Below are 14,195 nucleotides of genomic sequence, written 5' to 3' on the forward strand. Positions count from 1 at the left end.
ATGCCTAAAACTTGCCGTATTGGCTAAATATCAATCTAAGTAGGGCTGCTCGGCTCGAAAAGGAATTACGCAACAAAGCCATTCAACACGAGCGGTAGACAGAATTTCAGTCATTCTGATTATCTTCATGATATTGAGTTTTATATTTGGTGTATCAGGTTTAGCGATAAATATTGATACCAACATATTGTTTGACCATATCAGTAAAGAAACAAATTACGCGCCTTTTGCTTTAGCGATGCTACCCGTAGCGTTAACCTCCTTCGGTTACCATCACTCGGTAGCGACTATGCGCGCTTATTACAAATGTGAGTACCACGCCAAGTTGGCGATTCTCGGCGGTACCAGCATCGCATTCACACTCTACGTGCTTTGGCTAGTGAGTATTAATGGCAACTTACCTCGTTCTGAGTTTATTCCCGTAATCGAGCAAGGCGGAAACGTCGAAACACTACTTGCCGCGTTAGATTCCGTCATTGACTCAGATAAGGTGTCCAACGCGATTAACGCCTTTTCAATGGCTGCGATTCTTTCTTCTTTCATCGGTGTGGGACTAGGGCTATTTGATTACCTTGCTGACTTTTTCAAGTTTTCAGATACGCGGCAAGACCGAACCAAAACGTGTCTCGTAACCTTCCTTCCCCCACTCTTCTTATCCCTACTATTCCCATTTGGTTTTGTCCTAGCAATTGGATACGCAGGCGCTGCCGCAACCATATGGACTTGTTTTATCCCGGCTTTACTTGTTTATAAAACTCGTCAACTCGAAGGTGGACAAGAAGGATTTAAAACCCCGTTTGGCAACACAATGATCGTCATGGTGCTTCTGTTTGGTTTGCTTACTGCCACCTTCCACTTCATGTCGATGATGGATCTCCTACCCACCCTTATTAACCAATAAACAGAGATTTTGAAATGGAGTTTAAGATGAAAACTAAGTTACTTATTGTCGCTTCTACGGTTCTACTTTCTAACAATGCTTATTCGGTAACTGTTTATGAAGACGAAGTAAACAAAGTCGATATTGGTGGTGCATTTCTCATGGACTACTTCCAACCTGTTCATTTTCTTGACCACTTCTTTAACACAAGTCGCAGTACATTGAACATTGGTGTAGCACGTACCCTCAATGACAAGTGGTCTACGGACGTTAAGTTCGAATGGGACACAATTCTGAATCCACCATCGAATGAATTTGGAAATAAAAATGGAGATAAATTCCGTAGTCGTTTGGGTTACATATCCGTCAACCACACTGAGTTGGGTAGCTTACGAATTGGTAAGCAATATTCTGCTTATTACGACGTAGCGGGATACATGGATAACCTCATTGTTTTTGATCCGGACGCAACACCACTATTCAGTGATGGAAAAGACGGTGGTTTTTTAGCGACGGCACGCGGTGATAACCTTGTCGTTTATCGTAATAGCTTTGATGCATTGAACCTATCAGCTCAATACGGCTTCAATAACGTGAGCAATCAAATGGGTGGGCTGACTAGGGATAGCAACCTAGCACTCGCGCTAAGCTACGATTTTGACTCTGGTTTGAGCCTTGGAACTACCTATATGCGCAACAAAGTGGAAGGTAGCTCTGGTGGTTTAAATGATGGTGATTCGCAAGAACTAACGACTCTTGCCGCAAAGTACGTAAACCGAGGCTTCCAAATATCCGCAGCCTATACGATCGGGGAAAATGCACACGAAACCGATTTGTTTGGTTACGGATTTGATGGTACAACGCCAACAGGTAAACCCAACCTTTACGCTGATGCAAATGCCTATGACGTATACGTACACTACTACTTCGCAATGGGTATTCGTCCTTACATTTACCTATCTAACGTAGATTTCGATGACTCAACGCTACAGGTAAACGGCAATCGCAATGTCTACTCATTCGGCATCAGCTACCACGCGACACCACAATTCATCATGTCAGGGGAAGTAAGAGCAACAGAAGAAGATGGATTAGGAGCAGGAAAAAGAGACGACACGCTTAGCGGAATGACGATCATTTACGCATTCTAAATAGCGTTCGAGAACCCACCTCTAAAGGTATTGAATATTAGCCTCTACTTTATACTTCAATAACAACAAGTTCAGATAGCATACAAACAAAAACGCCATCGCAAATTACGATGGCGTTTTTATTAGTTCTAAGTGAAATTACTTAATCAAACCCACTTCTCTGTAGTACTTCTCAGCACCTGGATGAAGCGGCGCAGATAGACCATCTTTCACCATTTCTTCTTTCTTCAAGTTGGCGAATGCTGGGTGTAGACGGCGGAAATCATCAAAGTTTTCGAATACCGCTTTCACTACGTTGTAAACCACTTCGTCTGGCACTGCCGTTGAAGAAACAAACGTTGCACCTACACCAAAGGTTTGTACATCGCTTTCTGAACCGCGGTACATACCACCCGGTACGTTTGCGATACGGTAGAAGCTGTTATCAGAAACCAACTTCTCAACTTGTGGGCCAGCTACCGTTACGATGTTACTGTCACACGAGGTAGTCGCCTCTTTAATCGCACCACTTGGGTGACCTACTGTGTAGATCATCGCGTCGATCTTGTTGTCACACAGTGCTTTAGACTGCTCTGATGCTTTTAACTCAGACACCAGTTTGAAATCGTCATTCGTCCAGCCGTACTCTTTCATCAGCACTTCCATCGTGCCGCGCTGACCAGAGCCAGGGTTACCGATGTTAACGCGTTTACCTTTCAAATCATCAAACGATTGAATGTTCGCGTCTTTACGAGCCACAACGGTGAACGGTTCTGGGTGTACAGAGAACACAGCACGAAGCTCTTTGAAAGGTCCTTTATCTTCAAACTTGCTCGTACCGTTATAAGCATGGTACTGCCAGTCTGACTGAGCGATACCTAAATCCAACTCACCTGCACGAATGGTATTGATGTTGTAGATAGAACCACCGGTACTTTCTACTGAACAACGGATGCCATGGTCAGCACGTGATTTGTTCACCAAACGACAAATAGCACCACCTGTTGGGTAGTACACGCCAGTTACACCGCCCGTACCAATGGTTACGAACGTATCTTTAGCAGAAACTGAAAAACTTGCACTTAGTGCAGCCAGAGAAGCCGCGACAGCAATTTGCTTGAGCTTTAACATTGAACGTCCTTATTTTTTCCTTTGTTTATGGCCAGATAAGTATAGCAACCGTTAACAAGTTGATAACGTTCGAGATCACATCCTGAGAATTATCACCACGTCGCAAAAGGCATTGATCGGTAAGCAATTATGAACCGCGTACGACTTTAGTTTTAGTCCAAAGTAACAAGCCCGCAGAGTTTGCCTACGGGCTGTCCGGTGTTTCCAGCGTACTTAGTCGGTCGCTAAGGTTCTCTCCTCGCTGTTGTCATTGACTGCGGATACACTTTGATTCCCTTTCCTGTGTGTCCATAGATAAATGGATGGAATCACGGTAAGTGTGACAATCATTGAGATCACACAGCCCCAACCGACCACCAGCGCCATCGGTGACATGTAGTTATCGTAACCACCCAAGCCATACGCAAGCGGAATAAGCCCTGCAACGGTTGTGATTGTAGTTAAGGTAATTGGCCTTACGCGGCTTTGCGTTCCACGAATGACAAACTCCAACAAGTTAGCGTCGTCACATTCCGCTTCGTGTTCTTTGAAATGCCAAATCAGCACCAAGCTGTTGTTCACCATAATACCAATCAAGGCAATCATCCCGATGATAGAGAAAAAGCTCAGCACCTGATTATGTAAGAACAGAATGAACAGCGCGCCTGCGATGCCAAATGGAATCACCGTCAACACAATTAAGGTTTCACGCATTCGGTCAAACAGAAGAATCAGAAGCAACGCAATACCAATAAACGCCACGCTAATCGCGATCATAAAACCTTGTTGCGCTTCTTGTGTTTCTAAGATCTGCCCGGTCGCAATAATAGAAGCACCGCCGTATTCTTTATTGGCAAAAGCTTCTTGAACCGCAGCAAAAACGGCAACTGGATCGGTCACGGTCGAATCGACACCTGACGACACACGAATCACTCGCTCACCATTAAAGTGTTTGATTTGCGCTTCTGCATCGGCATTTTTCCAGCGAACCAGCTCACTTAATGGCACCAGCTTGTTATTGCTGGCACGAACTAGAATGTTATCCAGTTCTTTTAAGGATTTGTCGTCTTCTTCTAGCGCGACTCGGAAGTACACTTCTTCTTCACCATTAAAGATCCGCGTCACGCGTTGACCGTCAATCGCAAACTTTATGATATCCCCGACCTTGTTGGCACTGATGCCGTAGTACTTGAGCCAATGATGCTGCAGCTCAGCTTGAATCTGTGGTGCTGGTGCATTTAAATCACGTCGTACTCGGCTCGTCCCTTCTAATGATTCAATGTACGCTGTCAGGTCATTAGCAAGCTTTTCGCGCCCTTCATCCGTACCACCAACAACACGCAAATCCACCGGACGCCCTACCGGAGGACCGCCGCCATCAATATCGAACTCAATTTGAGCCAACCCAGTAATTTGCGTGGCTTTCTCTTCCCACTCTTCGACGATTTGTTCTGCGGTTCTTGTTCGGCTGTTTGGTGGCGTCAATGAAATCACCCAATAGCTATTTGGTGAGCTCACTTCGCCATACCAATAATTCACCTCTTCAGTGCTTTTGATCAGCGCTTCGAGCTGCTGTGTTTCTTTCCAGACATCATCCAAATCTAACTCTGGATTTGATTCAGCACTAATTTCTATCAAATACGCGCCGTCTGTTGGGAAGAATAAAAAGCTTAAGCTCTTATATGAAATCGCTCCTAAAGTCAGAATCACTACTGTAATGCATGGCAACGCGACCTTGCTGTTTCGAATGACAAATTCAATCAAACGATTCAGTGCGCTTAAATCTAAAAATGGCTTTTTCTTTATCTGACTCTTCTTACTCAAAATGCCTTTTAAATGAGCAGGAATAAAGAACAGCGCGTCGATAAACGAAAAGCACAACGCAATGATGACCGTAAGCGGAATCACATACACCAATTTGCCGCAGTTTCCCGGCAAGAAGAGCAAAGGTATAAAGGCAATAATGGTCGATAAAATGCTTGCCAACACCGCTGGGAATACACTCTTCACCCCTTGTGTGACGGCCTTATCAACCGGATAACCCTCTTCAACTAATGCGACGATTTTATCGCTCACCACCACGGCATCATCGACAATAATTCCGACGATCAAAATTAAGGCGGACATGGTGAACACGTCGAGTATCTGATCGAAAGGAGGCAGCAAAGCCAGCGTGCCGAAGATACATACGGGAATAGAAACCGCGACCCAAAATGCAATGCGTCTATCAAGGAAAAGTGCCAACGTAATCAGCACCAAACCAAGTCCAACCAAGCCGTTGTCCTGCACGATGCGCGCTTTCTCTTGGATGTCTTCAGACAAATCAGAACCGATGGCGATAGTGTATTTGTCACCGAGCAGTTTTTGCTGATTTGCAATCAGAGCTTTCACCGCGTTAGAGGTGCTAATAACGTCCGCGCTTTCATTGGTTCTTAAGTCAAAAAGAATGCTCTTATTACCATTGATTGAGCCATAAACCTCACCTTTTTCAAACCCATCCTCAATGAGACCTGCAACGTCTTTAAGCTGAATATTTGGGCTGAATGAGATGAACATTTCACGCAGCTCTTCAATACTATCCAGCTCGGCAGAGGTCATCAGTTCTGGATTGTTCTTTAAGGTTTCTAGACGACCACCGCTGATCAGCGTATTACGCTCTACAATCAATGCCGCCACTTGATCGAGCGTTAAGCCGTAACGTCTTAAAGAGATAGGTTCGAGTTGAATTAAGAACTCCGGCGCACGTAAATCGACGGTGTAAACTTCACCAATCCCCTCGACCCGTCGCAGAGCTAATTCTAGGTCTTTGGCTTTATCTCGCAGCGCTTTATAACCAACATCACCGGAGATTCCGACCACCATGAAATCCAAACTGTACGACTTTTTGATCGACAAGGTTGGTGCTTCGGTCACACCAACAGGTAAATCCGTAACCCTTGCCAGAGCATCTCGAATGTCTTGGTAAATCGCATTCGGATCAGAGACATTGCTGTCCAACACCACACTGATGTTTGACACACCAGTCTCCGACGTGGAGGTGAACTCTTTCAATCCAGAAATAGACAGCAGTTCTTTCTCAATTTTACTGGTGATGTTGCTCTCAATGTCTTTCGCACTGGCACCAGGGTAAACCGTAACGATATCGCCTTTTCCTAAGTCAAATCGAGGCTTCTCAGCAAGGGGAAGATTGTAGGCAGTAAGGGCACCAATGCTGATGATCAAAATAGTCAGGATTTTAGACGCAAACTTTCGGTGAGAGAGCAAATCTAAGAAGAAATTCACATGGCCTCCTGATCATTGAAATACACGTACGATTCCATGCCCGGATTAAGCTCGCCGTTGGCGTTATCGACCGTCACTTCGACAAGGAAGCCCGGTTCACTGTTTTGGAAAGCAGGAGAAAGCAAAGTGATGGTGCCATCTAGTGTTTGCTCAACAGAAGGCACTTCGACCTTAACCTTCTCGCCTTTGCTGAACTTGTTGAAATCAATCTCTAACAGATGAAAACGCACTTTCAATCGCTTCATATCAGCGATGGTAAAGAGCGCATCGCCCACCGAAATGAACTGGCCTAACTCAACAGAGCGATTGATGATGACTCCATCAAAAGGCGCATCAGGAGAAGCTTTATCCAGCGTTCGTGCGGCGATTTTGTAGTGAGTATTACTTACGTTGAATTGAGCTCGACCAATGTTAGTCACACGAATTTGGTTGTCCACGTCACTTGCCGAGACGCCATTGCTGCTCAGTAGGGATTGATAACGTTTTAGTTGTTTCTCTTGAATATCCAACTCGGCACGACTCACCTCTAACTCGTTACGGGCTAAATCCAAACTCAATGCATAATCTTCTGAGGACAGAGACAATAGCTCCTGCCCTTGAGTCACAACATCACCGTTATCGTAGCGATAAGAGTCCACCACGCCGACGACTTCACTTTTTACCACGACACTTTTTTCAGGAATCAATTGACCAACAACGTAATCGCTCGCTGCATGAGCTGCACTTGATAGGAGAAATAAGGGTATTAATATGGTTCTTTTTTTCATTTAGTTATCTCATTTCCGATGAACCAAATGACTTGTGTAATTGTTCTGTCCGAAAGGAGCCACTGAGTTGAACATACAAGTCATTGATGTTTAATAAGGCATTAACCAAAAGCAAAGCCAACAGTTAACGCATTTATTCATTGATGCTTGATATATAAATTATCAGTGGCGGTGTGGAAAAAAAGTGAGTCTTAATGACTGTGGTGAGCAGATATGAGCAAAGCCCTGAACGATACAGGGCTTTGTAATTAATGTGCTTTCTATTTTTAGCTCTAGAAGAAGCCTAACGGATTGACGTCGTAGCTAATGAGTAAATTTTTCGTATTCTGGTAGTGATCGAGCATCATCTTATGGGTTTCACGGCCGATACCTGATTTCTTGTAACCACCAAACGCAGCGTGTGCTGGGTATGCGTGATAGCAGTTAATCCAAATACGCCCTGCTTCGATGTTTCGTCCCATGCGATAAGCAAGGTTTTGGTCTCGCGTCCACACACCTGCACCCAAGCCATATTCCGTGTCATTGGCAATCGCTAGTGCTTCCGCTTCATCTTTAAAGGTGGTCACTGCGATGACTGGGCCAAAGATCTCTTCTTGGAATACGCGCATCTTGTTGTGACCTTGTAACAAAGTCGGTTGAATGTAGTAGCCCTGCTCCAAGTCGTTTTCTTGTTTCGCTACATCGCCACCAAACACGACTTTCGCGCCTTCTTGACGACCGATTTCTAGGTAACTCAGGATCTTATCGAACTGCTCTTGCGAGGCTTGAGCGCCAACCTGAGTATCGGTATCGAGTGGGTTACCCTGCTTGATTGTCTGCGCGCGCTCCGCAACTTTAGCGATAAACTTGTCGTACACAGACTCATGCACTAACACACGTGATGGACAGGTACACACCTCGCCTTGGTTGAAGAACGCAAGCAAAGTGCCTTCAATACACTTATCTAGATATTCGTCTTCATGATCAAACACATCTGGGAAGTAGATGTTCGGAGACTTACCACCAAGCTCAACCGTCGATGGAATAAGGTTCTCTGCGGCACATTTCAGAATATGGTTACCGACTTCTGTTGAACCCGTAAATGCCAACTTAGCGATTCGGTTACTGGTCGCTAGTGCTTGCCCTGCTTCTGAGCCAAAGCCATTGACTACGTTCACTACGCCAGCAGGCAGAAGATCACCGATTTTCTCCATCAGAACGAGAATCGAAGTCGGCGTTTGTTCGGCAGGTTTTAGCACAACACAACAGCCCGCAGCCAACGCTGGAGCCAACTTCCAAGCCGCCATCAACATTGGGAAGTTCCAAGGGATGATCTGCCCAACTACCCCAATCGGCTCCGGGAAATGATAACTTGCGGTATGCTCATCTAGCTCGGCCGCACTGCCTTCTTGAGCGAGGATACAACCTGCGAAGTAACGGAAATGGTCGACGACCAAAGGCAAGTCTGCGGCTAATGTTTCACGGACGGGTTTGCCGTTTTCCCATGTTTCTGCCACAGCCAACTCTTCAAGGTGTTGCTCAACGCGATCTGCAATCTTAAGTAGGATGTTCGAACGTTCAGTCACACTGGTTTTCGCCCATTGCGCTCTTACGCCATGTGCAGCATCAAGTGCAAGATTGATGTCTGCTTCTCCGGAACGAGCTACCTTACAATACACTTGACCATTGATTGGCGATGTATTGTCGAAGTATTCACCACCCGTTGGTTTTACCCATTCGCCACCGATGTAGTTGTCGTAATGCAATTTGAAATTAACGATGGCATTTTCACTACCTGGCTGTGCATAAATCATAACTCTTCCTTTTGTTCTCGTTCAGTTTTTTGTTTTAAACAACCGAGTGTTCAACTCAGTTATGTTGTTCACTTCATTACTCAAGTCACATGCCAACAACGCGCGTCTTGTTGTTAATTAAATGTAAAACTATGATTACCAAGCGATAACAAACCAAGTGAGTGACGTTTGAGCGGATGTATGGTGTGAACACCAGTGTTCAAGTGTTCCAAAATGGCACACCCTCACTGTGACAAAATGGTACAGTCATGGAACTTCAACACATTACCAACAGCAATTGGCTTTCCACTTCATGGGACAGAAGTGAGCAAGCCGGTTTAAAACAGCGACGTCGACCAGACGATATTCGCGTGACTTCCGCGTTTCTTGAAGACAGACGCCACCAACTCAATTTCTTGATCGATGCGGTCAAACAATTCGCTCTTCCCTTGTTTAACCAGCTATTCGCTCACAGCGACAGTCGCCTAATATTGACCGATGCGGAAGGCGTGATCATTGGAAGCTGGGGACAGCCCAAATTCCGTGAAAAGTTGACTGAGATTGCACTCAGTTCTGGAGCATGCTGGCAAGAAAAGCTAAAAGGTACGAATGCCATTGGCACAGCATTAGTGGAAGCAAAGCCTGTCTCTGTGATTGGTGACCAACACTTCATACAACATCATCGTTTCATCAGTTGTTCGGCAAGCCCTATCTTTGAGCATTTAGGTAACTTGATTGGGGTTCTGGACATCACCAGTGAACAAAAGAAGCATGACTTTTCAACACAGGTTTTAGTGCAAAACATGGTTCAGCAAGTGGAGAACCAACTGCTCAACCAAATCCCTCAAGGGCACATTCGAGTTGATTTAGCTTGTGAGCAAGGTCTACTGGATAGCGGTTGGCAAGGCATCATCATTGCCAATGAGGAGGGTCAGATTCTGGCTCATAACCAAGTTGCCTCACAACTGCTGGATCAAACCAATGTTGTTGGACAACAACTCGCCTCCATACTTGACGACTCTGCCAGTAACCAATCTTTAGTCTTCAAAACTCAGCCACTATCGGAGCGAAAAACATCATCTCGTGCTATTTCTGCCTCGAATGACCTGCATTACGGTGACACCACCGTCGAGCACTGCTGGCAACAAGCCAATCGCGTAATCGACAAAGACATTAGCTTGTTGATCCTTGGCGAAACAGGCGTAGGTAAAAATGAGTTTGTTAAAGCTCTGCACAAAAACAGCCAGAGAAAGAACGGCCCCTTGGTTTCGGTGAACTGCGGCGCGCTACCGAAAGACTTGGTCGAATCCGAACTGTTTGGTTATGTTGCAGGAGCCTTCACCGGAGCAAACAACAAAGGCTACCAAGGCAAAATTCGTCAAGCACACAAAGGCATCTTGTTCTTAGATGAAATCGCAGACTTACCATTAGAAGCGCAAAGTCGACTGCTGCATGTGCTCCAAGACAAAACCGTGTTGCCTGTCGGCTCTAACCAAACCATCCAAGTTAATACACAGATCATCGCCGCAACACACAAAGACTTAGAGCGATTGGTTGAACAAGGTGCATTTCGTCAGGATCTTTATTACCGCCTAAACGGACTCATCGTCGAATTGCCTCGTTTCCAAGAGCGTAGCGACAAACAAGCACTGATTGAGAACATTCATCGTCGTCACGCCGAGTCTGAACAAAGCATTTGCCCTCACCTACTGTCATTAATGTTGGGCTATGGTTGGCCGGGGAATCTTCGTGAGCTCGACAGCTTAATAAAAGTATCAGCCTTGATGGCACAAGGAGAAGCGCAACTCGAGCTTAGCCACGTACCGAACCACCTTGCCAAAAAGCTAAGCCGAACAAACGTTATCGAACAAGTGGATACGTCAAAAACCAGAGACATGCGTACGACTGTGGAAGATAAGTTGGTGAAAACCTACCAAGCAAACCAAGGCAACATCAAAACCTCACGCATGTTGGGTTTGAGCCGCAATACCATTTATCGCAAGCTCAAGAGCCTTGGTATGTTGAAATGATGAAGTGTGAGAGATAAAAAAGAGCACCTCTTGGGGTGCTCTTCTTATTTTGAAACCTAGCCTTACAGTCCGCCTTCTTGCTGCGCCTGTTTTACTAATGCCTGACGTTGAGTTTCCGTTTCAGAGTTCACTTTCTGTTCCTTGTGCGTTTCCTGATCCATATCTGCCGGAATGAAAACAAAGTACTTGTTAAGAGTCATCGTAAGAACCTCAATTAATAGTGTTAAATCACCTTCTTGGTAAATGTAAACAACACCAGCAAAAACGACTTATGCCGGTTCCTTGTTGTAGGTTTCAAAAAATAGAGGATGTTTGTCTACTAAACATCCTCCATATGCAAGCTAATTATAGGAGGAGATCAAAGGCTTACCTAACACTGTTTTTCATCTTTTACGTAATCTTAGTTTCGATATCAGTATTGATACACCATACCCTTACGAGCTAACTCTATGTCACAAAAGAAAAAAATGATTCAGATTTTATTGGAACAGAGGATGAAAGGCGTTGATACTTAAAGCTCAATGTTTTGAGGCGCTTACTTCGTGAAAAATACCATTGATTTAAATTTGTATCGCTTTCTTTATCTGCTCAGCCAGCAGAAAACGCAGGCAAAAGTGTGCCACACCCTCGACATCAGCAAAGCGACTTTTACTCGACAACTCGCCGAATGTCGCCAGCGATTTGATAACGAACTGTTCAATGCAGAGAAAGGGTTCTACACCCCCACTCTCCTTTGCCAACAGCTATGTGAAGCCATAAGCGAGCCGTTAGAACAACTTGAGCAGATACCGCAACTGGCACAAAGCTACAATGCGAATCAGCATGCTAACGAATACCTATTCAGTATTATCAATCCTCTTTCTGCTATGTTGACGATTCCTTTGGTCACCGCCCTCACAACAGAAGAACAAAAGCCTAAGATCGCCTTTATTGATTGGTCGATTGAAAGCATAGAAACACCCAAACGTGGTGCTGTCGCGATTGGTATTGGTGGTTTTCCAAATGAACTCAATGAAAGGATGGTAGAACGCAAAGTCAGCTCAGTGCCGATTTTCGCTTACGTCAATGATCAACACCCACTCAGTCAACAACAAGAAATTGAGCTGAGCGATATGGAGAACCTGGATACTGTGCGCGTCTCAATGGGCTCACTCGATGTGAGCGCTTATTACGAGCGAATGCGTAAGTTAACTGGCGTGAATCTAGAACAAAAACTGACTGTCTCCTCCATGAGTGCTGCGCTAGATTGCGTCAAAGTCAGTCCGTATGTATTTGTCGGTATGTACATCGAAGACCAAGAGTTGCCCCCAGGCATTCGTCGATTGCCTTTGAAGTTAGAAAGTAAACCTATGATGTTTGACGTTGGTATTCAGTACCATCGTGCCTTCTACCAACATCCAATCATTGCTCAAGTAGAAGCCTTTATTAAACGAGCGCTTAGCTAAGCCACTAAATTCAATTGCCACATCGTTAACGAATACAAAAAAGCCGACCAATAAACAGGTCGGCTTACTTCTTCCGCTTCTAGGACTTAAGCTCTTATCTTATTTAACCTCGGTGATATCACTTGGTTTCCAAGTACCGTCGTACCAAGGTTCTAGTGGACCATATACTCGCAAGATGGTGAACCAGCCTTTGTTAGGTACGGTTTGAATCCAGTTTGCTTCTTTGCCTTTTGGAGCTTTCGGACCAAAGTACAAATCAATCGAGCCATCTGAGTTCTCAATCATCTCATCACGTTTGTCGTTCTTGCTTGGGAACGGTTGGCTCGTTTGTAGCTCCGAACGTGTTTGCGTATCGTAAGCCACCACAGACCAGAAGTTCTTCGCTGGCACATTAGCAGGAATCGTCAGTTTGTAATTCTTGCCGCCATCAAAGTACTCACCCTGTGCAGACTTATCGACAATCGCGTATTTCGATCCTTTACCTACCATCTTCAATGCCATTGCAGGCGTGTTAACCGTTGCCATGTAGAAGAAATAGGTACGTGCATCTAGGTTTCGCCCACCGTTGCCTTCTTCAATTAGCCATTGGTAATCGTTGCCAATAAATGCGGTCTTCCAGTTACGGTCGTTCCAGATATATGCATTCTCGGTGCGTGGGTTAAACATCAGTGCACGTGCCGTTGCATTACCAATCGCAGCACCATCTTCAAGGATCTTTTGCATGCGAGCATCTGGTGCAAATGGTTTGCCCTTCAGAATACCGATAGTCGCAATCAAACCACGCATTTCAGGGTCGATGAACTCAATCGGCTCTTTGTCGATCACCGTTTTGATTTCATCATAGAAATGGTCGTCGTTCGCATGGATAGTATTGAAGGACTTACCACTACCTGAGATGAATTCCATCTTCGGTGGTTCACCTTTCTTCGCCAGTGGGTAAATCTTCAAACCTGTGTGGTATGAGTTAACCGCTGCATCCGTCTTACCATCTTTCAGGAAGCCACGCGCAATAAACCAGTTGGTATAACTTGTCGATTGCGAAACATGATAACCCTCAGGTACTGGCCCCTCATAGTTTGGTGGCAAGATGAGGTATTTACCGCCCTGACCTTTATCTGGACCTACAACGCCCATATCGGTCACAAAACGGAAGAAGGCATCATTCACTGTGGTTGGTCCCATGCCCGGCGGGATTTCCACAACCGTTGGACCATCACGTTCTAAATCAAGAAACGCCGATGCGTAAACCGTATCCGTGTTACCCGTTAAAAATAGAGGGTTTGAATCCATCAGATCATCAAACAGCATCACCTGATTTGAATTGGTTAGCCCCATCTTCTCATGCCCGACTCTCAACGCTTCCATAGAGGCCATAGGAATCGCGTTCATAAACACTTCTGTCGCACGCATGGTATCGAGATTGTTGTACAGCGTATCCATGGTTTGTTGGCTTGGCACGCCATCCTTGAAATTCAGAGCACCAATGCTGGTTTCAACCTTATCAGGTGTCATGATGCTTGATGGAATGTCAGTGTTGTAAGCGCCAGAGCTTGCCATCACTGATGATGAAACCAATAGGCTGGTAATCAATGCGACACGTTTAAGTTGAGTCTTTAACATAAGAGTTTCCTGCGTTTTCAGTTGGGATGCATTTACTTTAGTCAAAGATAAAAATCATTTTTGACGCTCAACAGAATCAAAAATGCTGTCCTAAGCATTATGCAATGAAACTCACAACAATTGGCGATTGAAAACTGTCTACCAGGTCAATATTTAATC

9 protein-coding genes and 1 pseudogene are annotated in these 14,195 nt (G+C 45.1%); 4 read left to right on the forward strand and 6 right to left on the reverse strand.

The genetic code is table 11. From position 1 onward, the window contains the following. Positions 1–79: 79 nt before the first annotated feature. A pseudogene (locus tag BCT11_RS20075) lies at positions 80–901 on the forward strand (aromatic amino acid transport family protein); the annotation flags it as partial. A 26-nt stretch (positions 902–927) separates the two neighbouring features. Next, the gene (locus BCT11_RS20080; RefSeq protein ID WP_157939364.1) at positions 928–2,031 is read left to right on the forward strand and encodes a porin; all 1,104 of its coding nucleotides are present in this window, start codon (positions 928–930) and stop codon (positions 2,029–2,031) included. 138 nt (positions 2,032–2,169) lie between these two features. Here the strand turns inward: BCT11_RS20080 and BCT11_RS20085 are convergent, their stop codons facing one another. The 4 genes from BCT11_RS20085 to BCT11_RS20100 form a co-directional block, all read right to left on the reverse strand. After that, positions 2,170–3,141, reverse strand: coding sequence for a TAXI family TRAP transporter solute-binding subunit (locus tag BCT11_RS20085; protein WP_102389093.1), 972 nt, complete (start codon positions 3,139–3,141; stop codon positions 2,170–2,172). Between the two features lie 213 nt (positions 3,142–3,354). Then, the gene (locus BCT11_RS20090; protein ID WP_102389094.1) at positions 3,355–6,402 is read right to left on the reverse strand and encodes an efflux RND transporter permease subunit; all 3,048 of its coding nucleotides are present in this window, start codon (positions 6,400–6,402) and stop codon (positions 3,355–3,357) included. Beyond that, positions 6,399–7,169, reverse strand: a complete 771-nt coding sequence (locus tag BCT11_RS20095) for an efflux RND transporter periplasmic adaptor subunit (protein ID WP_102389095.1) — start codon at positions 7,167–7,169, stop codon at positions 6,399–6,401. Before BCT11_RS20095 ends, BCT11_RS20090 begins: the two co-directional genes overlap by 4 nt. A 272-nt stretch (positions 7,170–7,441) precedes the next feature. Further along, positions 7,442–8,962 (reverse strand): aldehyde dehydrogenase family protein, encoded by a 1,521-nt coding sequence (locus tag BCT11_RS20100; RefSeq protein ID WP_102389096.1) that lies wholly within the window; start codon positions 8,960–8,962, stop codon positions 7,442–7,444. Between the two features lie 248 nt (positions 8,963–9,210). On the opposite strand from BCT11_RS20100, the gene BCT11_RS20105 reads away from it, so the two are divergent. Continuing rightward, positions 9,211–10,971 carry a sigma-54-dependent Fis family transcriptional regulator gene (locus tag BCT11_RS20105; protein WP_102389097.1) on the forward strand — a complete coding sequence of 587 codons (1,761 nt, stop codon included), beginning with the start codon at positions 9,211–9,213 and terminating at the stop codon, positions 10,969–10,971. Positions 10,972–11,033: 62 nt separating this feature from the next. On the opposite strand, the gene BCT11_RS28160 is transcribed toward BCT11_RS20105, so the two are convergent. Continuing rightward, on the reverse strand, positions 11,034–11,171 hold the full coding sequence (locus tag BCT11_RS28160) for a hypothetical protein (protein ID WP_009704374.1): 138 nt from the start codon (positions 11,169–11,171) through the stop codon (positions 11,034–11,036). Positions 11,172–11,513: 342 nt separating this feature from the next. Between BCT11_RS28160 and BCT11_RS20110 the strand changes: the two genes are divergently transcribed. After that, the gene (locus BCT11_RS20110) at positions 11,514–12,416 is read left to right on the forward strand and encodes a LysR family transcriptional regulator (protein WP_102389098.1); all 903 of its coding nucleotides are present in this window, start codon (positions 11,514–11,516) and stop codon (positions 12,414–12,416) included. A gap of 99 nt (positions 12,417–12,515) precedes the next feature. Here the strand turns inward: BCT11_RS20110 and BCT11_RS20115 are convergent, their stop codons facing one another. Continuing rightward, entirely contained in the window at positions 12,516–14,036 is a 1,521-nt protein-coding gene (locus BCT11_RS20115) for a DUF1254 domain-containing protein (protein ID WP_102389099.1), read from the reverse strand. Positions 14,037–14,195 lie beyond the last annotated feature (159 nt).

This window comes from Vibrio sp. 10N.222.52.B12, from assembly GCF_002875385.1.
Taxonomy (GTDB): domain Bacteria; phylum Pseudomonadota; class Gammaproteobacteria; order Enterobacterales; family Vibrionaceae; genus Vibrio; species Vibrio jasicida.